The sequence below is a fragment of the Achromobacter dolens genome, from assembly GCF_902859745.1.
Lineage (GTDB): Bacteria > Pseudomonadota > Gammaproteobacteria > Burkholderiales > Burkholderiaceae_B > Achromobacter > Achromobacter dolens.
In genome coordinates this window covers 224,760-246,071 of record NZ_CADIJW010000003.1, presented here as the reverse complement: position 1 = coordinate 246,071, position 21,312 = coordinate 224,760, and the positions used below count along the sequence as shown (strand labels likewise).

The 21,312-nt window shown below is 69.0% G+C and carries 23 protein-coding genes; 10 read left to right on the top strand and 13 right to left on the bottom strand.

Translation table 11 applies throughout. The features are described from left to right. Positions 1 to 84: 84 nt before the first annotated feature. A complete protein-coding gene (locus HV783_RS04750) occupies positions 85 to 282 on the bottom strand; it encodes a hypothetical protein (RefSeq protein WP_054502550.1) in 198 nt (65 codons plus the stop codon). A gap of 140 nt (positions 283 to 422) precedes the next feature. Continuing rightward, the gene (locus HV783_RS04745; RefSeq protein WP_054502551.1) at positions 423 to 1,328 is read right to left on the bottom strand and encodes an EAL domain-containing protein; all 906 of its coding nucleotides are present in this window, start codon (positions 1,326 to 1,328) and stop codon (positions 423 to 425) included. A 402-nt stretch (positions 1,329 to 1,730) separates the two neighbouring features. On the opposite strand from HV783_RS04745, the gene HV783_RS04740 reads away from it, so the two are divergent. Together HV783_RS04740 and HV783_RS04735 are read left to right on the top strand one after the other, a co-directional pair. Then, positions 1,731 to 3,809 carry an FUSC family protein gene (locus tag HV783_RS04740; protein WP_254603834.1) on the top strand — a complete coding sequence of 693 codons (2,079 nt, stop codon included), beginning with the start codon at positions 1,731 to 1,733 and terminating at the stop codon, positions 3,807 to 3,809. 117 nt (positions 3,810 to 3,926) lie between these two features. Beyond that, positions 3,927 to 4,763, top strand: coding sequence for a universal stress protein (locus tag HV783_RS04735; protein WP_175188769.1), 837 nt, complete (start codon positions 3,927 to 3,929; stop codon positions 4,761 to 4,763). A 24-nt stretch (positions 4,764 to 4,787) separates the two neighbouring features. Here HV783_RS04735 and HV783_RS04730 read toward each other — a convergent pair whose 3' ends face one another. Then, entirely contained in the window at positions 4,788 to 5,732 is a 945-nt protein-coding gene (locus HV783_RS04730) for a 2-hydroxyacid dehydrogenase (protein ID WP_116793463.1), read from the bottom strand. A 111-nt stretch (positions 5,733 to 5,843) separates the two neighbouring features. Here HV783_RS04730 and HV783_RS04725 point away from each other — a divergent pair, with 111 nt between their 5' ends. Beyond that, positions 5,844 to 7,025 carry a PepSY-associated TM helix domain-containing protein gene (locus HV783_RS04725; protein ID WP_116793462.1) on the top strand — a complete coding sequence of 394 codons (1,182 nt, stop codon included), beginning with the start codon at positions 5,844 to 5,846 and terminating at the stop codon, positions 7,023 to 7,025. A 106-nt stretch (positions 7,026 to 7,131) separates the two neighbouring features. Here HV783_RS04725 and HV783_RS04720 read toward each other — a convergent pair whose 3' ends face one another. The 3 genes from HV783_RS04720 to HV783_RS04710 form a co-directional block, all read right to left on the bottom strand. Beyond that, positions 7,132 to 7,284 (bottom strand): DUF3309 family protein, encoded by a 153-nt coding sequence (locus tag HV783_RS04720; RefSeq protein ID WP_064527605.1) that lies wholly within the window; start codon positions 7,282 to 7,284, stop codon positions 7,132 to 7,134. Between the two features lie 44 nt (positions 7,285 to 7,328). Then, complete coding sequence (locus HV783_RS04715; protein WP_162876752.1) at positions 7,329 to 7,493, bottom strand: hypothetical protein; 165 nt, start codon at positions 7,491 to 7,493, stop codon at positions 7,329 to 7,331. 76 nt (positions 7,494 to 7,569) lie between these two features. Beyond that, entirely contained in the window at positions 7,570 to 8,118 is a 549-nt protein-coding gene (locus HV783_RS04710) for a type 1 glutamine amidotransferase domain-containing protein (protein WP_116793461.1), read from the bottom strand. Between the two features lie 142 nt (positions 8,119 to 8,260). On the opposite strand from HV783_RS04710, the gene HV783_RS04705 reads away from it, so the two are divergent. After that, entirely contained in the window at positions 8,261 to 9,295 is a 1,035-nt protein-coding gene (locus HV783_RS04705; RefSeq protein WP_116793460.1) for a DNA topoisomerase IB, read from the top strand. A 16-nt stretch (positions 9,296 to 9,311) separates the two neighbouring features. Here HV783_RS04705 and HV783_RS04700 read toward each other — a convergent pair whose 3' ends face one another. Beyond that, positions 9,312 to 9,557 (bottom strand): hypothetical protein, encoded by a 246-nt coding sequence (locus HV783_RS04700; RefSeq protein ID WP_175188768.1) that lies wholly within the window; start codon positions 9,555 to 9,557, stop codon positions 9,312 to 9,314. A 158-nt stretch (positions 9,558 to 9,715) separates the two neighbouring features. Between HV783_RS04700 and HV783_RS04695 the strand changes: the two genes are divergently transcribed. Both HV783_RS04695 and HV783_RS04690 read left to right on the top strand, forming a co-directional pair. Further along, positions 9,716 to 10,057 (top strand): ElaB/YgaM/YqjD family protein, encoded by a 342-nt coding sequence (locus HV783_RS04695; RefSeq protein ID WP_054502558.1) that lies wholly within the window; start codon positions 9,716 to 9,718, stop codon positions 10,055 to 10,057. Positions 10,058 to 10,165: 108 nt separating this feature from the next. Further along, on the top strand, positions 10,166 to 11,053 hold the full coding sequence (locus HV783_RS04690; protein WP_054502559.1) for an SDR family oxidoreductase: 888 nt from the start codon (positions 10,166 to 10,168) through the stop codon (positions 11,051 to 11,053). Between the two features lie 21 nt (positions 11,054 to 11,074). Here HV783_RS04690 and HV783_RS04685 read toward each other — a convergent pair whose 3' ends face one another. Beyond that, positions 11,075 to 11,695 (bottom strand): DUF4142 domain-containing protein, encoded by a 621-nt coding sequence (locus HV783_RS04685; protein ID WP_175188767.1) that lies wholly within the window; start codon positions 11,693 to 11,695, stop codon positions 11,075 to 11,077. A gap of 50 nt (positions 11,696 to 11,745) precedes the next feature. Continuing rightward, on the bottom strand, positions 11,746 to 12,330 hold the full coding sequence (locus HV783_RS04680) for a hypothetical protein (protein ID WP_054502561.1): 585 nt from the start codon (positions 12,328 to 12,330) through the stop codon (positions 11,746 to 11,748). Between the two features lie 190 nt (positions 12,331 to 12,520). Between HV783_RS04680 and HV783_RS04675 the strand changes: the two genes are divergently transcribed. Continuing rightward, a complete protein-coding gene (locus HV783_RS04675) occupies positions 12,521 to 12,805 on the top strand; it encodes a DUF378 domain-containing protein (protein ID WP_054502562.1) in 285 nt (94 codons plus the stop codon). Between the two features lie 6 nt (positions 12,806 to 12,811). On the opposite strand, the gene HV783_RS04670 is transcribed toward HV783_RS04675, so the two are convergent. Continuing rightward, complete coding sequence (locus HV783_RS04670; protein ID WP_116793550.1) at positions 12,812 to 13,084, bottom strand: hypothetical protein; 273 nt, start codon at positions 13,082 to 13,084, stop codon at positions 12,812 to 12,814. A gap of 125 nt (positions 13,085 to 13,209) precedes the next feature. On the opposite strand from HV783_RS04670, the gene HV783_RS04665 reads away from it, so the two are divergent. Continuing rightward, positions 13,210 to 13,593 (top strand): hypothetical protein, encoded by a 384-nt coding sequence (locus HV783_RS04665; RefSeq protein WP_081273617.1) that lies wholly within the window; start codon positions 13,210 to 13,212, stop codon positions 13,591 to 13,593. 16 nt (positions 13,594 to 13,609) lie between these two features. Here the strand turns inward: HV783_RS04665 and HV783_RS04660 are convergent, their stop codons facing one another. Beyond that, the gene (locus tag HV783_RS04660; protein WP_054502565.1) at positions 13,610 to 14,977 is read right to left on the bottom strand and encodes a sigma-54-dependent transcriptional regulator; all 1,368 of its coding nucleotides are present in this window, start codon (positions 14,975 to 14,977) and stop codon (positions 13,610 to 13,612) included. Between the two features lie 175 nt (positions 14,978 to 15,152). Between HV783_RS04660 and HV783_RS04655 the strand changes: the two genes are divergently transcribed. Both HV783_RS04655 and HV783_RS04650 read left to right on the top strand, forming a co-directional pair. After that, positions 15,153 to 16,100, top strand: coding sequence for a sigma-54 interaction domain-containing protein (locus HV783_RS04655; RefSeq protein WP_244976932.1), 948 nt, complete (start codon positions 15,153 to 15,155; stop codon positions 16,098 to 16,100). A gap of 225 nt (positions 16,101 to 16,325) precedes the next feature. After that, entirely contained in the window at positions 16,326 to 17,762 is a 1,437-nt protein-coding gene (locus HV783_RS04650; RefSeq protein ID WP_175188766.1) for an RNA polymerase factor sigma-54, read from the top strand. A 42-nt stretch (positions 17,763 to 17,804) separates the two neighbouring features. On the opposite strand, the gene HV783_RS04645 is transcribed toward HV783_RS04650, so the two are convergent. Further along, on the bottom strand, positions 17,805 to 18,158 hold the full coding sequence (locus HV783_RS04645) for a hypothetical protein (RefSeq protein WP_054502568.1): 354 nt from the start codon (positions 18,156 to 18,158) through the stop codon (positions 17,805 to 17,807). Positions 18,159 to 18,286: 128 nt separating this feature from the next. Further along, positions 18,287 to 21,289 carry a PAS domain S-box protein gene (locus tag HV783_RS04640; RefSeq protein WP_175188765.1) on the bottom strand — a complete coding sequence of 1,001 codons (3,003 nt, stop codon included), beginning with the start codon at positions 21,287 to 21,289 and terminating at the stop codon, positions 18,287 to 18,289. Positions 21,290 to 21,312 lie beyond the last annotated feature (23 nt).

Sequence of the window (21,312 nt, the reverse complement as noted above, 5' to 3'; positions counted from 1 at the left end):
CCTGGCGCGGGCGTCGCCGCATCCGCCCTGCGCCTGCCGGCGCGGGCGGCTGGATCGCGGGCCGGCTAGCGGCCCGTCAACGCATCAGCGCTGCGTCTGCGAGCGCTGCCCGGACTGCCCCGGCTGCTGCCCCGGATTGCGGTCCTTGTCCATCTGCTGGCCACCCTGGCCGGGTTGTTGCTGACCCGGCTGGCTGCGGTCCTTCGGGTTTTCCTGCGATTGCTGCTTTTGCGGCTGCTGTTGCTGACCGGGCTGCTGGCCGGACTGATTGGGGTTTGCCATGACAAATCTCCTCGCAAGCGGAACCATTCCGCGAGGAATTGCCCAGCAACTGCCGTGCCCGCCAAGGCGCGGGGCGCGCGGACCTGAGACGCGTGATACGGCACCGGTAATTTCGGGGCGCGGGAAGTAAAAAAGCGCGGCTATTGCGTGGTGACGTGCGCCGGCAGGCCGCTCTCGGCGTCCTGCGGATCGAAGGCGTCGAGCCAGGCGGAAGCGTAGCTGGCGGGCGCCGCCAGCGGTTCGCCGCGGTCGCGCTGGACGCGCAGCCGCATCATCAGGTCATCCAGCGGCATCGGCCGGCCCAGCGCGTAGCCCTGGCCATAGCGACAGCCCGCGGCCCGCAACGCCGGCACGTCGGCCACGTTCTCGACCCCTTCGGCCACCACCCGCCAGCCCATCCGGGTGGCCAGTTCGGCCGCGGTGCGCAGCACCTCGAAGGCAACCGCGCTGCGGCGCATGCGCGTCACGAAGTACTGGTCGATCTTGACCTCCGACAAGGGAATCGCCGACAGCAGTTTCAACGAGGCGTGGCCGGTGCCGAAATCGTCCAGGCTGACCTCGCAGCCGGCCTGTTCCAGCCGTTCCAGCGTGGCGCGCAGGGCTTCCAGTTCCCTGATCGGCTGGTCTTCGGTCAGTTCGACGCGCAGCAGCGACGCCGGCAGCTCGGCCACATGGATGCGGTCGAGCAGGAAATCGACCGCGCGTTCGTCGGACAGGGTCGAGGCAGGGGCATTGATGGCAATGGGAATCGCCATGCCGATGCGCCGCATGTTCTGCAGCATGTCGATCACGCGCTGCGCCACGCGCTCGAACAGGATCCGGTCCAGCCCCAGCCGGTTGACGGCGGGAATGAACTCAGCGGGCATGACCACGCCCAGTTGCGGATGCTGCCAGCGCGCCAGCGCCTCGGCCGATACGATGCGGCCCGTCAACAGGTCGACCTGCGGTTGCAACAGCACCCGCAGCCCTTCCTTGCCGGTAATCATGGCAGCGACTTCGTCGTCGCTCACCACCGAGCTTGTGGAAGCCTCGTGGGTTGGCGTCATGTTCGCTCCTTAAGCCCCCCGGAGTACGGCCTGCGCTGTCCGGGCGCAGAGCGGGGCACGTTGGACATGAGTATTCACAGTCGGCCTGCAGGAGTATCTTGCTGCCTTGCTTCTTACTGCCTTGTGTACTTACCCAGCGTAGTCGATCGCCAATGTTTTTTTATGCGATTTTGCGCATTTACTCCAGGGTATTTTGCACGCTTGCGGCGCCAAAGTCACACATATGTAACCAGTAGTATTCGGGTCATTCAGATTCATGAACACCGCATTTTTCGGACGCTCCTATTAATCGGTGTTGTTTGTCCTTGTCGACATGGTAGCGTTGCGGCTTTCCCGCCGTTCCGGCCTTTATTTCCACCCCGTTTTCGCTTGACTACCCTGCTCTCCCGCTGGCGCGTTTCATTGCGCCACGTCCTCTGGCTGGACGCCCTGCAAGCCGCCGCCATCAGCGCCGCCCCCGTCATCCTGGCCGTGCTGGCGCACGAGCCGCGCCTGGGCTGGACCGCCATAGCCGCCTTCTGGGCCTGCTTCGGCGATCCTGGCGGCCCGCTGCGCCAACGCGCCGCGTCGATGCTGGCGCTGGGCCTGATCGGCGCGCTGTTCTGCTTCCTGGCCAGCGCCAGCGCGCACACCCTGTGGCTGCTGCTGCCGCTCACGTTCGTCTGTTGCACCTTCGGCGGCCTGCTGCGCGTACTGGGCCCCGCGGCGGCCATCGTCGGCACGCTGCTGTCGGCCGGCTTCGTGGTGGCGGCCGAACTGCCGGCGCCGACGCTGGGCGCCAGCCTTTCATATACGCTGTTCTTCGTCGCAGGCGCCCTCTGGGCCATCCTGATGACGGCGCTGGTGTGGCGCCGCCGTCCCTGGAAGGACGCGACCCACGCGGTGGCGCACTGCTATCGGGGCCTGGCCGACTTTGCCGACGCGCTGGCGCGCATGTATTCGGGCCTGGCGCCCGCCGCCGGGCCGCAGGCGTGGAGCGCCGTCACCCGTCCCCAGCGCAGCGGCGTGCGCGCCGCGATCGAGGCGGCCCGCGTGCGCATCCGCGAGGTGCAGGATGCGCGGCCGTCGCGGCGCGCCCGCGCGCAGCAATTGTTCTATTTGCTCGATAGCGCCGAAGACAGCTTCATCGCCCTGGTGGCCGCGGCCGATCTGCTGGAATCGAATGCCCCGCGCTGGCTCGGCCGCGCGGCCGGCGCCAATCTGTCACACGCCTTCCATCGCTACGCCAGCGTCGCCAACGCCATCGCCAGCACCTCGGACGTCAGCGACCCCAGGCAGGCCGAGTGCCTGCGCGAGCGGCTGGCGCATTTCGGCGCCGGCCTGCACGAGCTGCGCGGCGCCGCCATGGCCTATGCGCCCGACCTGGCAACCATGGTGCCGGTGCTGGACCGCCTGCAGCAGACCGCCCAGGCGATCATGCAGGCCCTGTTCGACCAGGATGGCACGCCCGCCACGCCCGCGCTGGCCGCGCGCGCCGATTCGACGGCGCGGCAGGCCTGGCGCAGCCTGCGGCAAAACCTGCGGTTCGAGTCGGACGCGTTTCGCCACGCCCTGCGCGTGGGCATCGGCGCCACCATCGCGGTGGCGTTGTCCAAGACCTTCGCGGTCAACCACGGCTACTGGATGTCGTTGACGCTGGTGTTCATCCTGCAACCCTACTTCGCCACCACCTGGCAACGCACGGTCGAACGCGTGATCGGCAGCGTCGCCGGCGCTGTCGGCGCCTCGCTGCTGGGCCTGCTGCTGAGCACCCCGCTGTCGGTGGCCCTGGCGGTGCTGCCGATCGCGCTCGGCACGTTCGCGGCCCGCACCATCCACTACGCCTTGTTCACCTTTTTCCTGACGTCGCAGTTCGTGCTGGTCAGCCACATCCAGCAGCCCGACATCTATGAGCCGATGCTGGCTGCGCTGCGCGCCTTCAACAGCGTGCTCGGCGGCGTGCTGGCCCTGCTGGTGGGCTTTCTGGTGTGGCCCGAAAAGGAACCGCGCCAATTGGCCGGCGCCCTGAGCCGCGCGCTGGAACGCCATGCCGACTATGCGCGGGCGCTGACGGCCGACAAGAGCGGCGCGGCCCCCGCGGCCGACATCGTCGGCCTGCGCCGCCAGGCCTGCCTGGCCGCCGACAACGCCGAAGCGGCATTGCAGCGGCTGCAACAGAATCCCGTGCACCGCGACCGCAAGGTGGACACCGCGGTCAACCTGCTGAACGCGATGCGCCGCGTCACCGCCGCCGGCACCGTGCTGGAGATCCAGCCGCCGCTGCCGCCGGACAGCGAGGCAGCGCCGGCCCTGCGCGACTACGGGCTGGCGCTGGCGCACGCGCTGCATCCGCAGGAGCCGGCCCCCGTGGTCGAACTGCGCCAGTTGGCGGTGCCGGCCGCCGTCAACGCGGCCGCGCCGGCGCTGGCCGGGCCGCTCGACCGCATCGCCCAACAGGCGCGGCAGGTGCGCCAATTGCGCGACCGCGTGCAGCAGAGCTGACGACCCGCGGCCGCTTGCGGCAACCCCGCGAAACTGCGGGGCGCTTGACGCGCATCAAGGGCCGAATGCCCGGAACGCGCAACGATGGAGACCTACCGCGCTCAAAAGGAGGCCGCCATGTATCGCCGCATTTCCGTCCACCTGGACCACGGATTCGATTGCCCCCGCCGCACCCGGGTGGCGCTGGCCCTGGCCAAGCGCCACCAGGCCGAGCTGGTCGGCATCTATGCCAGCTCCGCCCCGCCGCAGTATTACTACGGCGAATCGGTGCTGATGTCGAAAACGCTCAACGTGATGCGCGACCTGCAGGCGCAGAACCGCGGCGCGGTGCAGACCGCCTTCCTGGAAACCGCGGCGGCGGCCGACGTGCCGGCCGCGGTCCGCGCCGGCGCCAGCTCCCCAAGCGCCAGCATGGCGCGGCTGGGCCGCACCAGCGACCTGCTGGTGGTCAGCCAGCAGAACCGCGAAGACGTCGAGGCCGTGCACGAAAATGAATTCGTCGAACAGACATTGCTGACCGTCGGCCGTCCCGTGCTGGTGGTGCCGTCCAGCGGCGATTTCCCGGTGGTGGGCGAACGCGTGCTCTATTGCTGGGACGGCAGCCGCGAAGCCGCCCGCGCGCTGGCGGACGCGGCGCCGCTACTGCGCCTGGCCTCGCACCTGGTGGTGCTGACCATGGATGAGGGCGCCGCCACCCGCGATGACGAGGCCGTGCCATTCGAGGATCTGGCCACCTACTGCATCGCCCAGGGCATGCCGGCGCCGGACCACGTCCGCCGCGACGTCAAGGGCGTCGGCGTGGGCAGCACCATCCTGAACGCCGCCGCCGACTACAGCGCCGACCTGATCGTGATGGGCGCCTACGGCCACAGCAAGTTCCGCGAATGGGCGATGGGCGGCGCCACGGCGTCGATCCTCAGGACCATGACCGTGCCGATCATGTTCTCGCACTGACCATCGCCCGATGCCGTCGGCGCCTCAGCCCTGCTGCGGCACCGGCGTCAGCACCGGCTTGCCGGCGAAATGCGCGGTGGCGTTCTCCAGGAACAGCGCCACCGTCGCCGACACCGCTTCCGGCGAGCGCCCCGCGCTGTGAGGGGTCAATACCACGTTGTCCAGCTTCAGCAGCGCCGGTGGCACCACCGGTTCGCCTTCGACCACGTCCAGCCCGGCGCCCGCGATGCGGCGGCCGGCCAAGGCGGCGATCAACGCCTCGGTGTCGACCACGCTGCCGCGCGCGATGTTCACCAGATAGCCCTGCGGTCCCAGCGCCTCGAGCACGGCCGCGTTCACCAGGTGCCGCGTGTCGGCGCCGCCCGGCGTCGCCACCACCAGGAAGTCGCTGGCCTCGGCCAGCGCCAGCGCGCTGTCGTAATAGGTGTAGCCGCTCTCGGGGCGCGGCCGCCGGTTGTAGTAGCCGACCGTCATGCCGAAGCCGTGGGCGCCGCGCTTGGCGATCTCCTGGCCGATGGTGCCCAGGCCCACGATGCCCAGGCGCTTGCCCGAGACCTGCGGCCCCATGAAGCCATTCCAGTGCCCCTGCCGCACCCAGGCGTCGGCCTGCGGCAGGTGACGGGCGGCGCCCAGCAGCAGCGCCATGGCGTGATCGGCCACCGAGGTGGCATTGGCGCCGGGGCCATGCGTCACCCGCACGCCGCGCGCGCGGGCGGCGGCCAGGTCGATGTTCTCGAAGCCGACCCCCAGCGAACAGATCAGCTCGAGCCTGGGCAGGGCCGCCATCTCCTCGGCGTAAAAGCCGGTGGCGCCCCGCGTCAGCACCACGCGGATCTCGTCGGCGTGGTCGCGGATGGCCTGGGCGCGCTGTTCGGACGTGGTGGCAAGAATGCAGCGAAAGCCGCGGTCTTCGATGACCGGCAGGAAATCATGCACGCTTTCAATCAATATCAACAGGGGGATCTTCATGTCGCTACGGCTCGGAGGCGGTGAAACTGCAATGGCGCCAAAAAAGCGCCGCCAGATATTACGCCTCGGTACAATTGCGCGCCACCCGCCGTCGCCGCCATTGAACGCCCCATGAAAGCCAAGCTCCGCAAGTCCCTGCGCTCCGCCGTGTCATTCCTGCACCGCTGGACAGGGCTGATCCTGGGAAGCGTGCTGGTGCTGGCGGGTCTGAGCGGCAGCCTGCTGACCTTCGACCACGAGCTTGACGGCTGGCTGAACAGCGCCATGCTGCGCAACGCCGCGGGCGTCTGCGCCGCGCCGCTGCCGCCTTCGGCCGCGGCCCGCGCGGTCGAGCAGGCCTGGCCCGGCGCCACGATCGCCGCCGTCACCCTGCCCCAGGCGCCGGCCGACAGTTATCGGGTGCAATTCAAGCACGCGTCCACCGCCGACAACGAAGCCGGCGTGGACGCCTGTTCCGGCCTGTTGCTGGCCAGCCGCGACCGCGATGCGGTCACGCTGGACCGCGCCCACCTGATGCCGCTGCTGTTGCGCTGGCACATGACCCTGCTGCAAGGCAAGACCGGTCGTGAAGTGCTGGGCTGGCTCGCCGTCGTCTGGGTGGCATTGCTGCTGGCCGGCATCTACCTGGCATGGCCGCGACCCGGTCACTGGCGCCGCTCGGTCACGGTCACGCGGGGCGTCGGCGCCTTCCGCACCAGCTACGAACTGCATCGCGCCGCGGGGCTGGTATCGGCGCTGTTCCTGCTGGTGGTGGCCGGCAGCGGCTTCTTCATGGGCCTGCCGCAACTGGGCCGGCAACTGGTCGCCAGCGTCGCGACCCTGCCCGCCGACGCGCGCGCCGCCACACAGGCGCCGCTGGCCGCGGGCGAATCCGAAATCGGTTGGGATGGCGCCGGCGCCAAGGCGCGCGCCCTGGCGCCGGCGGACGCCACGCTGGTCATGCTGCGCCGCGACCCGGCGCGCGGCGTCTACCAGGCACGGGTGCGCCGTGCCGACGACTGGCAGCCGGTCGGCACGTTGCGTCTGTTCCTGGCGATGCGCGGCGGCGAACTGCTGTCGCGCGCCGACCCGATATCAGGCACGACTGCCCAGCGTTTCCTGGCGGTGATGTTCCCGCTGCATTCCGGCAGTCTCTATGGCCTGCCGACCCGCATCCTGACGGCCGTCCTCGGCCTGCTGCCGCTGCTGTTCTTTGTCACCGGGCTGGTCATCTGGGTCAGCCGCCGCCGATTGCGGCACCGTGGCCGGCAGGCCGCTCAGGCGCGCGCTCGCGCGGCGCAAGAGCACGCCTGAAGCGCCGGCACGCGGCGCGGCAACCCGCCTGAACCACCGCCGCGCGGCGGTGCGGACCGGCTGCGCGTTCGGCCGGGCGGTCCTCGCGATCCGGCCCGGCCCCGCGCTATATGCGCCCTGTCAGCAGCAGCACGATCAGCACCACGAGCACGATGCCCAGCAGGCCGCTGGGGTAATAGCCCCACCCGCGGCTATATGGCCAGGCGGGCACCGCGCCGATCAGCAGCAGGATCAGGATGATCAACAGAATGGTAGACATGATGGCTCCGTTTGTTCTTGGTTGATGCGCAGGCAAGAGGGCAATCAGTGGATCGTCCGACGCGTCTTTGCGGGATGGGACGGCTCGAGCGGCGGCAGGTCCACTTCGGGCTCGTCGGTATCGGGATCGACCGGCAGGTCACCCGGTGGCGACCCCGGCGGGATCGGCTCCGGCTTGGGCGGAACGTGCAAGTGCTGAAGGTAAGGCATGGCTTGCTCCTGTAAAAATGTTGCTTGGCGCGCGGCCGGAATTCCCCGGTTCGCCCCTTGCCCGATGCGCTGACGCTCACTGGCGCGTCAGCGCGAAAACACGCGACAGCTCGCGGTTGAATGCGGGGATGTCGTCCGGCTTGCGGCTGCTGATCCAGCGGCCATCCACTACCACTTCCTGATCGACCCACTCCGCGCCGGCGTTGCGCAGGTCGTCGGCCAACGAGGGCCAACTGGTCAGCTTGCGTCCCTTGACCAGTCCTGCGGAAATCAGCAGCCAGGCGCCATGGCAGATCACCGCCACAGGCTTGCCGGCCTCATGCATGGCGCGCACGAAGGCGCGCGCCTCGGGATGCAGGCGGATCTCGTCGGCGTTGACCACGCCGCCCGGCAGCAGCACGGCGTCGAACCGCTCCGGCTGGGCCTCGGCAAACATCAGGTCGGCCTCGACCGACTCGCCCTTGTCGTGATGGTGCATCCCCTGTACGGGCCCGCGGCGGGCCGACACGACCACCGTGCGCGCGCCCTGCTGCTGCAGCGCGTCGCGCGGCTCGGTCAGTTCCACCTGTTCAAAGCCATCCACCACCAGGATGGCGACGTTGAAATCCTGCAATGTCTTGGTCATTCGAAACTCCCTGTCTGTGGCAAGGACCGGGACAGCAAGTGGCGTGCCCGCGCATGGCGGGGGCAATGGAGGGAGCAATCCGGCCAGGCGCAAGCCGGGCACGGCATTTGCTCCGGCGCTGGCGCCGATTGCTGGAGGAAAGATGGCAAACCGCAACCCGCAGCCGACGGCCAGCGCCGCCGACGACGCGCTGATCTACCTGGACGACACCACGCCGGGCTATTCCCGGGTGCGGGTCAATGGCACGACCTTCCATTACCTGGATACCGCGGGCAGGCGCATCCGCCGCGCCGCGGAACTGGCCCGCATCCGCGCGCTGGCGATCCCGCCCGCCTATGAGGATGTGTGGATCTGCCCCGACCCGCGCGGCCACCTCCAGGCCACCGGCCGTGACGCCCGCGGCCGCAAGCAATACCGCTACCATCCCGCCTGGGCGCGTCTGCGCGATGCCGACAAATACCAGAGCCTGAGCGAATTCGGCGCCCGGCTACCCCGCATCCGGCGCCAGGTGCGACGGGACCTGCAGGCGCCGGGCCTGCCTCGGGCCAAAGTGGTGGCGGTCGTGGTGCAACTGCTGGAAGACACGCTGATCCGCATCGGCTACCGTGAATACGCCCGCACCAACAAATCCTATGGCCTGACCACGCTGACACGGCGGCACGCGCACGTCAGCGGCGACCAGTTGCGATTCCGTTTCCGCGGCAAGAGCGGCGTCGCGCACGATGTCACGGTCAGGGACCGGCGCATCGCGCGGATCATCAAGCGCTGCCTGGACATTCCAGGCCAGCAATTGTTCCAGTACCTGGACGCCGACGGCAGCGCCCACGGCATCGATTCGGAGGCGGTGAACGCGTACCTGCGCGAGGCCGGCGCGGCCGATTTCACCGCCAAGCATTACCGCACCTGGGCCGGCTCGGCGCTGGCGTTCGCGGCGCTGCAGGCCCGCCCCTACGTCGACGAGCGGCAGGCGCGGCAGGAAGTCGTCGACGTGATCCGGCAGGTGGCGCAGCGGCTGGCCAATACGCCCGCGGTCTGCCGCGCCTGCTACGTGCATCCCTCCATTATCGAGGCCTACCTGGCCGGAAAGCTGCCGCCCAAGGCGCCGGCGCCGCCCGGCCCGCGCGGCCTGGATGCCGACGAGCGCCGCCTGCTGGCGTTCCTGCGGACCACGCCATGACGAATGCCGCGGGCCTTCACAGAATCGAGGAACGGGCGTTCTTGGCGCGAGGTTGCGGCTTGGCGTTGTCGGCCCAATTCGATTCGGTCTTGTCGTCGGCCACCCGGCGGCCATCGCGCGCCGCTTCGTCCGGCGTGGACGCGGTGGGCTTGGCCGGCTGTCGCGGCACATCGACCGGCCCTCGCGGTGGCAGCACTTTGGCGCCGTCATGCTCTGCCGGGGTGGTTGCCGCCTTGCGGCCGGAAGGTCTGGAGGATGTCATCTGCGCGCTCCCAATGATTCCGATGTATGTAGATCCATGCTACGGCATGGTTGAGCCGGACACTGCGCATCGCCCGCCCAAATTGCAAGCGGATGTGGCAACCCGCGCAGGAACGGCGGTTCCCCGGTAAAACGAACATTCACTTCTGGAGTTTTCCCATGGCCAATACCCATACGCCCCTGCCTTCGGATTTCCCCGAGAACGGTCCTGACGATCGCGGCGCGCGCCGCCGGCGGCGCCACCCTGAAAGTTGGATCGACGACCTCGAGGCCACTTTGAGCGACGCCTCGGCCACCGATCTGGAGGCGCTCAAGGCCCGCCTGGCCGAGCAATTGCGCGACACGCGCCACAGCCTGCGCGATGCCTCCGACAGCGCCCAGGACATGGTGCGCGAGACCATCGACTGCACCGAGCAGTACATCCATGCGCGCCCATGGCAGGCGATCGGCCTGGTGGCGGGCGCCGCTTTCCTGTTCGGCGTTGTGGTCGGCCGCCAATAGCCTCAGGCGCATCCGACCGGTGCGGCCCCGGAACGCGCGGGCGGGCACAACAGTTGCTTGGACTCCTTCGAGGACGCAACCGCGTCCGTTACTTCGAGGGAGACCGGCATGACCCAATCCGACAAGGCAGCGACCGGCGCGCGGCCCCACCCAACCCCGCCCATGCCTGGCCAGCATTTGCCGAAGCCCGGCATGGAGGCCGACATGGCGCTACGGCCGCAGTACCAGGCGCCCGACTATCGTGGCAGCGGCAAGCTGTCGGGCATGGCGGCCATCGTCACCGGCGGTGATTCCGGCATCGGCCGCGCCGTCAGCGTGCTGTTCGCGCGAGAAGGCGCGGACGTGGCGGTGGTCTATCTGGATGAGCACGAAGACGCCCGTGAAACGCAGCGCGCGGTCGAGGCCGAAGGCCGGCGATGCCTGCTGCTGCCCGGCGACGTGCGTGAATCCGCCTTCTGCACGCGCGCCGTGGAACAGGCGGCGCAGGCCTTTGGCCGGCTCGACGTGCTGGTGAACAACGCGGCCTACCAGCAGCATGACGACCGGCTGCAGGACATCAGCGATGAGAAGTGGGACAAGACCCTGCGCACCAACATCCATGGCTATTTCTACATGGCGCGCGCCGCATTGGCGTACCTGCAACCCGGGGCCGCCATCATCAACACGGGGTCCGTGACCGGGCTGCGCGGCAGCGGCGGATTGCTTGACTACTCCACCAGCAAGGGCGCCATCCACGCCTTCACCCGGGCGCTGGCGTCCAACCTGGCGCCGCAGGGCATCCGCGTCAACGCCGTCGCGCCGGGTCCGGTATGGACCCCCTTGAACCCGGCCGACAGGGACGCCGAAGCCATCAAGTCATTCGGCAAGAATACGGATCTCGGCCGGCCCGCCCAGCCGGAGGAAATCTCGCCCGCCTATGTCTTCCTGGCCTCGCCCGCCTGCGCCAGCTACATCACCGGCATCGTGCTGCCGATCACGGGCAGCGCGGGCGACTGACGCCCACCCGCCCGCGGGGCGCTATTTCCCGGGGGCCACCGAGGCCGGCGCGGCTCGTTCCGCGGGCGACACCGGCGGCGGTTCGCCGGGCGTCGCGGGCGGCATCCGCTCCGGGTTGGCGGCCGGGTCGCGCTTGAGCGCACGCGCCAGCGCAAGGTGGTCGCCGAGGGTGGACACGTGGCGCGCGGCAAACTCGCGGATTTTCGCGTCGCCGTCCTGCCCGGCCGCGGCGCGGTAGAGCTTCTCGGCCTTTTCGTGGGCCTGCAGCGCCACCTGCTCGACATACAACGCGTCGAATGCCGGGCCGGTCTTGCCCGCAAGCGCCTCCAGCGTGCGTTGGTCGGACGGCTCCGCCTTGCCCGGCAACGCCACCTTCCTGTCATCCGCGAGTTGCCGCAGTTCGCGGTCCAGCTCCGCGTAGCGAGCCTGCATCTTGGCGGCAAACGTGTGGACCTCGGTGCTGCCAGCGCGTTCGCCAGCCAGTTTCGCCGCCTCGACCTGGAATGCGTCGACCGCCGCGGCCGCCTGCAGGAAATGGCTGTCCGCCGGCGACACGGCTGCCGCGCGCGCGGCCAGCGGCGCGGCCAACAGCGAAAACAGGCAGGCCGCCACCAGCCCTTGCCACAAAGTCCTCTGGTTCATGACCTTCTCCTTACCCGCCCCACGGGCGCTTCATGGCGATTCATGGCGGTTCATGGCGTCACGGAAGGCGCCTCGACATGACGGGGCGGCTTGAGCGGGTCGAAGTCTTCCCATTTGCCGTCCAGCCATCGCCCCTGGGCCCGCTCGATGTCGTGTCCCCCCGCTTCGCGCAGCACGCGCCGCGCCGCCGACTCCCGCTCCGGCGCGACCGGCAGCGCCAGCATCACCCCAGCCTGCCGCAACGGCGGATGAGCCTGGGGGGCCGCGGCCGCGGGCCGGCGTTGCCGCCTGCCCGCCATCCACAAGGCCCCGCCCAGGGCGCCTACGTAAGCGCCGACGCCGGCCGCCGCGGCCACCACCAGCATGGCCGCGCCGGCCCACAACGCCACCAGCCCGCCCGCCAACGCCAGCACAATCCCCACCAGCGCCGCTCCCGCCAGCGCGCCGATGTGGGCGCCGCGCGCGTCCGGATCCGCCACGCGGTCTCCGCCAAGCGGGTAGCGCGCATGTTCTCCGGCCGTATTGATGTAGAACGTATGGATATCGCCCTCATCGAATCCCTCGCGGCCCAGGCGCTGCGCGGCCTCGCGGGCTTCGTCAAAAGTCTGGAAACGGGCGGCGACGATCAAGGACATGGCAATCTCCTGGGCTTCAAGGACGTTGCGGCCAAGGCAGCAACTGCCATGCCTGCCTCCGGCACGCGGGCACGTCACTTGCTGCGCCGGGAGCACGACCCGACGGCGGGAGTCCTCCCAAAACCGGCCTGCAATTGAAACGCGCGGCACCCACGCGCGGCAGTGCGCTGCCGCCACAGGAGGGAGAGACATGCACACCTTGAGCGACAACGATGAAGCGCATCCCGCCGGCCGGCCAGAGGACGCGCAACCGGGGACCGATGTCCGGCGTGGCCTCGGATCCCTGGATTGGGTCGCCCTCGTTGCGCTGGTGGCCGGTGGCTTGAACACCGGACTGATCGCGGCGGTCAACCTGGACCTGTTCGCGCGGCTGCTGCCCTGGGCAGTGGCCGCGCGCGTCGCGTATGGCCTGGTCGGGTTGGCGGCGCTGCATTGCGTGGTGCTGCTGTTCCGCCTCGGCGCCGAGGCGGACTGAGGCGCATCAGCGCCCTTTTCCCGGCTCGCGCGTGCCGGGATAGCGGCCTCCCTCCTCGTACTCGGGGCCTTGCGGGTGCGGCTGCGCGTCAGCGCCGCGGCGGGGCTTGGGCGGCGTGGCGCCGCCAGGCCCATCCGCGCCGAACTGGCCGCTGCGGCGGGCGGCCTCGCTGTCGCTCTGCGGCGTGTTGGCCTTGCCGCCCGCCCCGGCGCCTGCCTCGGTGGCGGGCGCCTGCCGATCGCGCTGGACGTCGGACGGGATGCTGTCGTGCTTGCTCATGGCGGTCTCCTGAAGGCAATCGTGGCAATCCCGAGCAAGCGGCGTGCCTGCCAGCGCGCGGGCACGCCGCTTGCTCAGCGGAAACGGGGCGGCCATCCCGGCCCCCTTACTCCAAGGAGTCATCCATGAATCTGTCCAAGATCCGCCTGTCCATGAGATTCGCGCCCGCCGCCGCCCTGTGCCTGTCGGCGCTCGCGTTGCCCGCGGCCGCGCAGACCACGCCCGTGCGCACCAGCGAACAGATCGACAATCAATACAAGATGGACAAGAAGCAGTGCGACGCCATGAAGGGCAATCAGAAGGATGTCTGCCAGAAGCAGGCGGAAGCCACGCGCGATAAAGCCAAGGCCGACGCCAAGGCCGCCAAGGAAAAGGCCGAAGCCAACCACGACGCGGCCAAGACACGCAACGATGCCGACTACAAGGTCGGCAAGGAGAAATGCGACGCCATGTCCGGCAACGCCAAGGACGCCTGCATGGCCGACTTGAAGACCCGCTACGGCAAGTAAGCGATGGAGGCGGACGTCAATGCGCGCTTCCCGGCTCCTCTCCCGGCAACGCATAACCGGCCGCCGCATATTCCTCGAGGCGGTTGTACAAGGTCTTGGGGCTGATACCCAGCACCGCCGCCGCCTGTTTCTTCACGCCCTTGCAACGCTCGAGCGTCGCAAGGATCAGGCGGCGGTCGGCTTCCGCCAGCGTTTCTCCCACCGGCACGGTGACCTGTCCGCCGCGCATCTCGCCGCCTGGCGAGACCTGCGGCGTCAGCATGTCCGCGTCCAGCTCGTCGCCTTCGGCCATGATGAAGGCGCGACGCACGAAGTTCTTCAATTCGCGGACGTTGCCCGGCCATTCATACTGAGCCATTGCCGTGGCCGCCCGCGCCGAGAACGCCTTGGTCCGCCCGCTTTCCTCGTTCTGCGCCTGCAGGAAGCGATCGGCGAGCAACAGGATATCGTCGCCGCGTTCGCGCAGTGCCGGCAGCTCGAGCGGGAACACGTTCAAGCGGTAATACAGGTCTTCGCGCAGCTTGCCCTCCTGCACCGCCTGCTCGGGATTGCGATTGGTGGCGGCGACGATGCGGATGTCGCAGGCGATTTCGCGATGCGTGCCGACCCGCATGAATTGCCCCGTCTCGAGCACGCGCAGCAGCTTGACCTGCAGGTCCAGCGGCATCTCGGTCACTTCGTCCAGGAACAGCGTGCCGCCGTCGGCTCGCTCGAAATAGCCCTTGTGCTGGCGGTCCGCGCCGGTGAAGCTGCCGCGCTCATGGCCGAACATCTCGCTCTCGATCAGGTTGGGCGAAATGGCGCCGCAGTTGACCGCAATGAAGGGACGCTGGCGGCGCGCGCTAAGCTCGTGCACCGCATGCGCGGCCAGCTCCTTGCCCGTGCCGCTCTCGCCCACCAGCAGCACCGTCACGTCGGTGGGCGCCACCCGGCCGATCTGGCGATACAGCTCGCGCATCGGGGCCGACGCGCCGTACATCTTGCCGAAACGTCCCGGCTCCTCGAAGGGCCTGCCCGGCAGCTCGCCGCCGGCATTGGCCATGATGCGGGCCAGGATGCCGTTCAGGCGCTCCATGCAGATCGGCTTGACCAGGTAGTCCGTGGCACCCAGGCGCAGGGCCTGCACCGCATTGTCGACCGTGCCGTGGCCGGTCATCACCACCACCTCGGCGCTGGCCGTGGCCACACTCTTGAAGATGTCCATGCCGCTGCCCCCGGGCAGGCGCACATCCGTCAGCACCAGGTCGGGCGACTGGCGCTCGAGCTGGATCAACGCATCCTTGACGCTGGCGGCCAGCGCTACGGTGAAGCCGTTGTCCCGGCCGAGTTCGGCCAGGGTTTCGCGGATGGCATCGTCATCATCGACGATCAGCAAGTGGGGCATGGCATCTCCTGGAGCCGTGGCTCGGGCAACAGCGCCCGGCGCCTGTGGGGCCATCCCTGAGCATAGCCAAGTCGCAGCAGATTGAAGTAATTATTCGATAGAAAAGACCAACATTTTCGATTACTTGCAACTGGTCGCATCCGCGTACCGGGGCAACCACTACCATGGCCAGACAATGAATGCTTCCAGTCTTTCCCCCATCATGCAGAAACTGGCCACCCAGGTGCGCCTGGCCGCCGAAACCGATGCCAGCGTTTTCATCGTGGGCGAAAGCGGCGCCGGCAAAGAAGTGGTGGCGCAGGCAATCCACGCGGCCAGTGCGCGCCGCGACCAGCCGTTCGTCGCCGTCAACTGCGGCGCCATCAGCGGGTCGCTCGCGCATGCGGAATTATTCGGTCACGAAAAGGGCAGCTTCACCGGCGCGCTTGCGCAGAACGCGGGTTATTTCGAATCGGCCAGCGGCGGCACGCTGTTCCTGGACGAAGTGACTGAAATGCCGCTCGACATGCAGGTGCATTTCCTGCGCGTGCTGGAAACCGGCACCTATCAACGCGTCGGCGGCTCGGACCTGCTGCGCGCCAACGCGCGCATTCTCTGCGCCAGCAACCGGGACCCCGCGGAGTCGGTGGCCGACGGCCGGCTGCGCCAGGACTTTCTGCATCGGCTGCTGGTGATCCCGCTGCGGGTGCCGCCGCTGCGCGAACGCGACGGCGACGCGGTCGTCCTGGCGCGGGAATTCCTGACCGAATTGAACACGCGCCACAATACCCGCAAGGCCTTCTCGCCCCGCATGCTGCAGGCGATCGCGCGCCATGACTGGCCGGGCAACGTGCGCGAACTTCGCAACACCGTGCAGCGCGCCTACATCCTGGGCGACGAACAGCTCGACATCGACCTGCCGCGCCCGCGCGTCGCGCCGCACGCCGAGTTCAAGGACGGCGCCTTGAACGTGCCGGTCGGCACCGAGCTGGGCAACGCGCAACGCGACTTCATCCTCGCCACGCTGGCCCATCACGGCGGCGATAAGCGCCTTACGGCCGAAACCCTTGGCGTCAGCCTGAAGACCCTCTACAACCGCCTGGACGTCTACGAAAAAAGCGCGGGCGGCCCCGCCGCGGCCTGAACCCGCCCTCGCGGGCGCCGGCGGATCCTCGCCTGCCCGGCGGCCGTCCCTGGCGGCAACGCCCCCCAAGGCAATATTTACGTCTCCTTGTAATCCTGGCCCGCGCCATTGCCCGCCCGGGCATGCCCGTCGCCCGCGCGCCAAGCGGGCATGATCTTTGCATATATCCAGGGATATACCGTCGCCCCGACAGCCACATGGCAGGAGACTCCCTTGGGACACCCGATGCAAGAACTGCGCCTGCGCCAGCAGATGACCTTGGCCCCCCGGCTGCAACAGTCGGTCAAGCTGCTGCAAATGTCGGCGCTCGAATTCACCACCGCGGTCGAACTGGCCCTGGCGAGCAACCCCTTCCTCGAGGAAGTGGACGAGCAAGCGCCGGACCCGGCCGGGGGCATCGAGCCTGTTCCTCCCCTGGAACCGCCGTCCGGCCCGCCAGCGGAGCCTGCGGCGGCCAACGCCGTGGAGACGCCGGCGGAGCCCCCGGCCACGCCGGAATACGCGGGCGACTATCCGACCGCGCCACGCAGCGACGGCGAGGACCACGACTTGGGCCAATGGGCCAGCGCTCCCGTCTCCATGCGCGAGAAACTCTCCCTGGAGCTGGGCAACTACCGGCTCGAACCTCGCGACCGGCTGCTGGCCGAGTTCATCATCGATTCGCTCGACGAAGACGGCTACCTGCGCACGCCGCTGGCCGAACTGTGCGGCAGCCTCAGCCAGGACTTCGCCCCGCCTCCCGAGGAGGAAGAGTGGCTGACCGCCCTGCGCCTGGTGCAGCAACTGGATGCGCCGGGCCTGGCCGCGCGCGACCTGCCGGAATGCCTGGCGCTGCAATTGGAGGCGGCCCCCGGCATCAACCCGCCCATACGCGCCCTGGCGCTTCGCATCGTGCACGAGCACATCGACCGGCTGGCCAAGAACGACGCAGCCGGCCTGCGGCGCGCGCTCAATTGCGCCGACGACGCGCTGCGCGAGGCCTGCGCGTTGATCCGCAACCTGGATCCCAAGCCTGGACGCCGCTACGACGCCCAGGCCCCCGCGTACGTGGTGCCCGATGTCTTCGTCGACAAATGGCGCTCCCGCTGGCGCGTGGTGCCGAACCGGGGCGCCATGCCCCAGGCGCGGCTGCACCAGGTCTACGCCGACCTGTTCCGGCGCGCGCGGCTCGACGACCGCAGCCCGATGGCGCAGGAGCTGCAGGAGGCGCGCTGGCTGGTCCGCAATGTGGAGCAGCGCTACACCACCATCCAGCGCGTGGCGGAAGCCATCGTCAAGCGCCAGCAGACTTTCTTCGAATACGGGGAAGTGGCGCTGCGCCCGCTGATGCTCAAGGAAGTGGCCGACGACCTGGACATGCACGAGTCCACGGTGTCGCGCGCCACCACCGGCAAATACATGGTGACCCCGCGCGGCGTATTCGAGTTCCGTCATTTCTTTTCGCGTGAGTTGCCCACCGATTCGGGCGGCACCTGCTCGGCCGCGGCCGTGCGCGCGCTGATCAAGGAATTGATCGAGGCCGAGGATCCGGCCATGCCCCTCTCGGACGTGGCCCTGGCCCAGCAACTGGCTGCCAACGGCATCGTCCTGGCCCGTCGCACGGTCTCGAAATACCGCGGCCAGTTGCGGCTCCCGCCGGCCGAATTGCGGCGCGAGCACTGACCGCGGACAGGCGCGACGTCATCGACGCCGCGCCCCTTTCACTTACTTGCTGCCACCCGTGTTGGGATATCCCGGCGCGGGCGTGGCGCCGGCCGCCGGCGTGCGCGGCACATTGTCGTTGGCCTCCGGATGGCGCCGCGGCATTTCACCGCTGCGCTTGTCGCTGGACGGCGCCATATTCTTGTCCAGGTTGGGCGGCGTGCTGGTGCTGTTGGGCGCGGCGTTGGGCGCGGGCGCGGCCTGGCCCGGAGGGACCGGCCGGTTCGGCGGCACCGCCGTGCCGTCATTCGGCGCGGTGGACGGCGTCGTCGGACTGGCGGATTGGGCCCAGGCGGCGCCGGCTCCGCCCAGGCTGGCGGCGACAACGATGGCATAGGTCATGGCACGAATCTTCATGGTTCACTCCTTTTTCAGGTTGCCAGATCCATCCAGCAATTCGTATGCCCGGGATGATGCGCCAGGGCGGGCCCGCATCGCGACCGGCACTTTTTACCGTCCAGTGCAAACCTGACACCCGCACTCCCTCATTCGTCTCCCTCTCCCGTCCCGCGGGCATACGTCGATTCAAGCATGCGCTGGACGCGCGCGGTCAGCGCATCCAGCGCGAAAGGCTTCACAATCAGCTCCATGCCGACCTCCAGGAACCCGGAGCCACGCGCGGCGCTTTCCGCATATCCGGTCATCAGCAGGACCTTGAGCCCGGGATGCACGGCGCGCGCCGCGTCGGCCAGTTGGCGCCCGTTCAATCCCGGCAAGCCGACATCGGTCACCAGCAGATCGATATGAGCCGTGGCCCGCACTTGCTCCAGTCCGGCGTCGCCGTCGTTGGCGGTCAGCACCCGTATGCCCTGTTCGCCCAGGCATTCGCTGACCATATCGCGCACGTTCGCGTCGTCTTCCACCAGCACGATGATCGCCTGGTGCGACCGACCGCCGGGCGCGCGCGCCAAAGCCGGCGGCGCCACGGCATCCGCGGCGCTGCCCTGATGGCGGGGCAGGAAAATCCGGACCGACGTCCCGGTCCCCACGTGGCTTTCCAGCGTCACGACCCCGCCCGCCTGCTTGGCGAACCCGTAGATCATGGACAGGCCCAGGCCCGTGCCTTCCCCCTGCGGCTTGGTGGTGAAGAACGGATCGAAGGCATGCGCCAGCACGTCCGGCGTCATGCCACAGCCCACGTCCATGACCTGCACCTCGACGAAATCGCCCGCCGGCACGCCGGGATAGGGCCGCAGGAATGCCGGGTCCAGATGGATATTCCTCGCGGACACCGTCAACGGCCCGCCTTCCGGCATGGCATCGCGGGCGTTGATCACCAGATTGAGCAGCGCGTTCTCGAACTGGTTGCGGTCGCAGCGCACCGGCCACAGGTCCTGGTCCACGTTGAAGATCAGTGAGACGCCCTCGCCGGTATAGCGGCGGAACAGATCGACCATCGATTGCAACGTCGTGGCCACGCTGAACGGCTGCGGATCGATCGGCTGGCGCCGCGAGAACGTCAGCAGCCGCTGTGTCAGGTGCGCGGCGCGGTTGGCCGAGTCCATCGCCACGGTCACGAAACGCCCGGCCTGTTCCGGCACGCCGCTCGCCAGCTTGCGCTGGATCAGGTAGAGCGCGCCGGTGATCCCTTGCAGCATGTTGTTGAAATCATGGGCGATGCCGCCCGTGAGGCGCCCCACCGCCTCCATCTTCTGCGCCTGGCGCAGCGCGTGCTCGGTCGCCAGCAACGTCTCGGCCTGGGACTTCAGGTCCGTATCGTCGCGGCCGGCCATATAGAGGCTGTCCTGCGCCCACGACATGCTCCAGGTGATCCAGGCATAGCCGCCGTCCCGCTTGCGCATGCGGTTTTCCAGGTGCCGCACGCCCTGGGCCATCTCCGGGCGACGCGCGTGGGTCAGCGCTTCGCGCGTCGTTTCGTAGTCGTCCGGATGGATCAGGTCGCGCAGCCCCATCGCCAGGAACTGTTCCGGGGTCCAGCCCAGGATCGGCCGCACCGCGGGGTTGACGCTGGCGAAGCGCCCCTGCCCGTCGACCACCGCCAGCAGCTCGGGCGACAGGCGCCAGATGCGGTCGCGTTCCGCAATGGCGCTCTCGACGCGCTGCTCCAGCGTGCGCGAATACTGCGAACGCTCGACCGCGGTGCACAGGCGTTCGGCCACGTCCTCGATGCAGGTCACGTCGCCGCGCTTGAGCCGGGTGCCGGCCGTCGGCCGCACCACCAGCGCGCCGCCGGGCCGCCCCCAACGGGCCGTCGGCACCACGATGGCGGACGGCATGATGTCGCCGTTGGGCTGGGCCAGCAACGGCTCCAGGAAAGCCGTGCGGCCGCCGCGCACGGCCTCGACGAAGGCAGAGTCGAACGTCAGGTCCAGGTCCGCGCAACCGTCGCGTCCCGGCCGCGGCCGCCAACAGGTCGACACCTGGGGCTCGGCGCCCTCGCCCGCTCCGTCCACCAGCGCCACCAGGCCCAGCGCCAGATGCTGGCCGAGGCTCTCGCAGGCCAACTGCTCGATCGCCGCCTGGTGCTGCTGTTCGCGCATGCGGTCGCCCAGCGCCAGCACGAAATGCTTGCGATGCTGCCCTTCCCACAATTCCGCCTCGGCGGTCTTGCGCGCGGTGACGTCCAGGAACAGCGCCATCATCTGGTTGTCGCCCTCGCGCCGCGCGCGGGCCTCGTACCAGGCCGGCTGCGGCGACGGCACCGCGAATTCGAACTGCGCCGGCTCGCCGGTTTCGACCACCTGCGCGAACGTGTCAAGGATCCGGTCCGGCACCCCCGGAATCATCTCGCGCAGGGTATGGCCCAGCGTATCGCCCTCCTTCATGCCGCTTTGCCGCTCGAACGCGGGATTGACCTCGATGAAGCGGAAGTCGACGATGCGGCCCTGCGCGTCACGCAGCGCTTCGCTCAGGAAGAAGGCTTCCTGCATGCCGTCGAACATGGCGCGCCAGCGTTCGCCGCTGCGGCGCAGCGCGACTTCGGTCAGGTGGCGTTCGATCGCCAGCGCGGCGCTGCGCGTGACCACCGCGATGGCGTCGATATCGTCGGCCGACGGCGTGCGCGGCGAGCCGTAGTAATTCGAGAACACGCCCAGCAGGCGTCCATCGGGGGCCTTGATCGGCGTCGACCAACAGGCCCGCAGGCCGTGCGACAGCGCCAGCTCGCGCCATGACGCCCATGCCGGATGGCTGGCGATGTCCTCGACGTAGACGGGGCTGCCGGAATCCGCGGCCCTGCCCCAGGAGGCCATGTCCGGTCCGATCGGCGCACGGTCGACAGCGCTGTTGAACTCGTGCGGCAGGCTCGGCGCGGCGCCGTGCCGCAGGATCTTGCCGCTGTCATCGACCAGCGCGATCGAGGCGCGCAGTTCGACGCTGGATTGGGCTTCGATGGCGTGCAGCATATGGCCAAGCACCTCGGCCAGCGGCACGCCGGCGGCGATGCGCTGCAACATCACGCGCTCGTCTTCGAGACGCGCGAGCGTATTGGTCCAGGGGTGGGGCACATGGTCTCGCTGGGTCAGCATGGAATCTCCTGCAGGCTTCCCAG

What these genes read in the sequence shown, in the direction of transcription:
- HV783_RS04750 (WP_054502550.1), bottom strand. Translation starts at nt 282, where the DNA reads ATGGCAAACCCCAATCAGTCCGGCCAGCAGCCCGGTCAGCAACAGCAG.
- HV783_RS04745 (WP_054502551.1), bottom strand. Translation starts at nt 1,328, where the DNA reads ATGACGCCAACCCACGAGGCTTCCACAAGCTCGGTGGTGAGCGACGAC.
- HV783_RS04735 (WP_175188769.1), top strand. Translation starts at nt 3,927, where the DNA reads ATGTATCGCCGCATTTCCGTCCACCTGGACCACGGATTCGATTGCCCC.
- HV783_RS04730 (WP_116793463.1), bottom strand. Translation starts at nt 5,732, where the DNA reads ATGAAGATCCCCCTGTTGATATTGATTGAAAGCGTGCATGATTTCCTG.
- HV783_RS04725 (WP_116793462.1), top strand. Translation starts at nt 5,844, where the DNA reads ATGAAAGCCAAGCTCCGCAAGTCCCTGCGCTCCGCCGTGTCATTCCTG.
- HV783_RS04720 (WP_064527605.1), bottom strand. Translation starts at nt 7,284, where the DNA reads ATGTCTACCATTCTGTTGATCATCCTGATCCTGCTGCTGATCGGCGCG.
- HV783_RS04715 (WP_162876752.1), bottom strand. Translation starts at nt 7,493, where the DNA reads ATGCCTTACCTTCAGCACTTGCACGTTCCGCCCAAGCCGGAGCCGATC.
- HV783_RS04710 (WP_116793461.1), bottom strand. Translation starts at nt 8,118, where the DNA reads ATGACCAAGACATTGCAGGATTTCAACGTCGCCATCCTGGTGGTGGAT.
- HV783_RS04705 (WP_116793460.1), top strand. Translation starts at nt 8,261, where the DNA reads ATGGCAAACCGCAACCCGCAGCCGACGGCCAGCGCCGCCGACGACGCG.
- HV783_RS04700 (WP_175188768.1), bottom strand. Translation starts at nt 9,557, where the DNA reads ATGACATCCTCCAGACCTTCCGGCCGCAAGGCGGCAACCACCCCGGCA.
- HV783_RS04695 (WP_054502558.1), top strand. Translation starts at nt 9,716, where the DNA reads ATGGCCAATACCCATACGCCCCTGCCTTCGGATTTCCCCGAGAACGGT.
- HV783_RS04690 (WP_054502559.1), top strand. Translation starts at nt 10,166, where the DNA reads ATGACCCAATCCGACAAGGCAGCGACCGGCGCGCGGCCCCACCCAACC.
- HV783_RS04685 (WP_175188767.1), bottom strand. Translation starts at nt 11,695, where the DNA reads ATGAACCAGAGGACTTTGTGGCAAGGGCTGGTGGCGGCCTGCCTGTTT.
- HV783_RS04680 (WP_054502561.1), bottom strand. Translation starts at nt 12,330, where the DNA reads ATGTCCTTGATCGTCGCCGCCCGTTTCCAGACTTTTGACGAAGCCCGC.
- HV783_RS04675 (WP_054502562.1), top strand. Translation starts at nt 12,521, where the DNA reads ATGCACACCTTGAGCGACAACGATGAAGCGCATCCCGCCGGCCGGCCA.
- HV783_RS04670 (WP_116793550.1), bottom strand. Translation starts at nt 13,084, where the DNA reads ATGAGCAAGCACGACAGCATCCCGTCCGACGTCCAGCGCGATCGGCAG.
- HV783_RS04665 (WP_081273617.1), top strand. Translation starts at nt 13,210, where the DNA reads ATGAATCTGTCCAAGATCCGCCTGTCCATGAGATTCGCGCCCGCCGCC.
- HV783_RS04660 (WP_054502565.1), bottom strand. Translation starts at nt 14,977, where the DNA reads ATGCCCCACTTGCTGATCGTCGATGATGACGATGCCATCCGCGAAACC.
- HV783_RS04655 (WP_244976932.1), top strand. Translation starts at nt 15,153, where the DNA reads ATGAATGCTTCCAGTCTTTCCCCCATCATGCAGAAACTGGCCACCCAG.
- HV783_RS04650 (WP_175188766.1), top strand. Translation starts at nt 16,326, where the DNA reads ATGCAAGAACTGCGCCTGCGCCAGCAGATGACCTTGGCCCCCCGGCTG.
- HV783_RS04645 (WP_054502568.1), bottom strand. Translation starts at nt 18,158, where the DNA reads ATGAAGATTCGTGCCATGACCTATGCCATCGTTGTCGCCGCCAGCCTG.
- HV783_RS04640 (WP_175188765.1), bottom strand. Translation starts at nt 21,289, where the DNA reads ATGCTGACCCAGCGAGACCATGTGCCCCACCCCTGGACCAATACGCTC.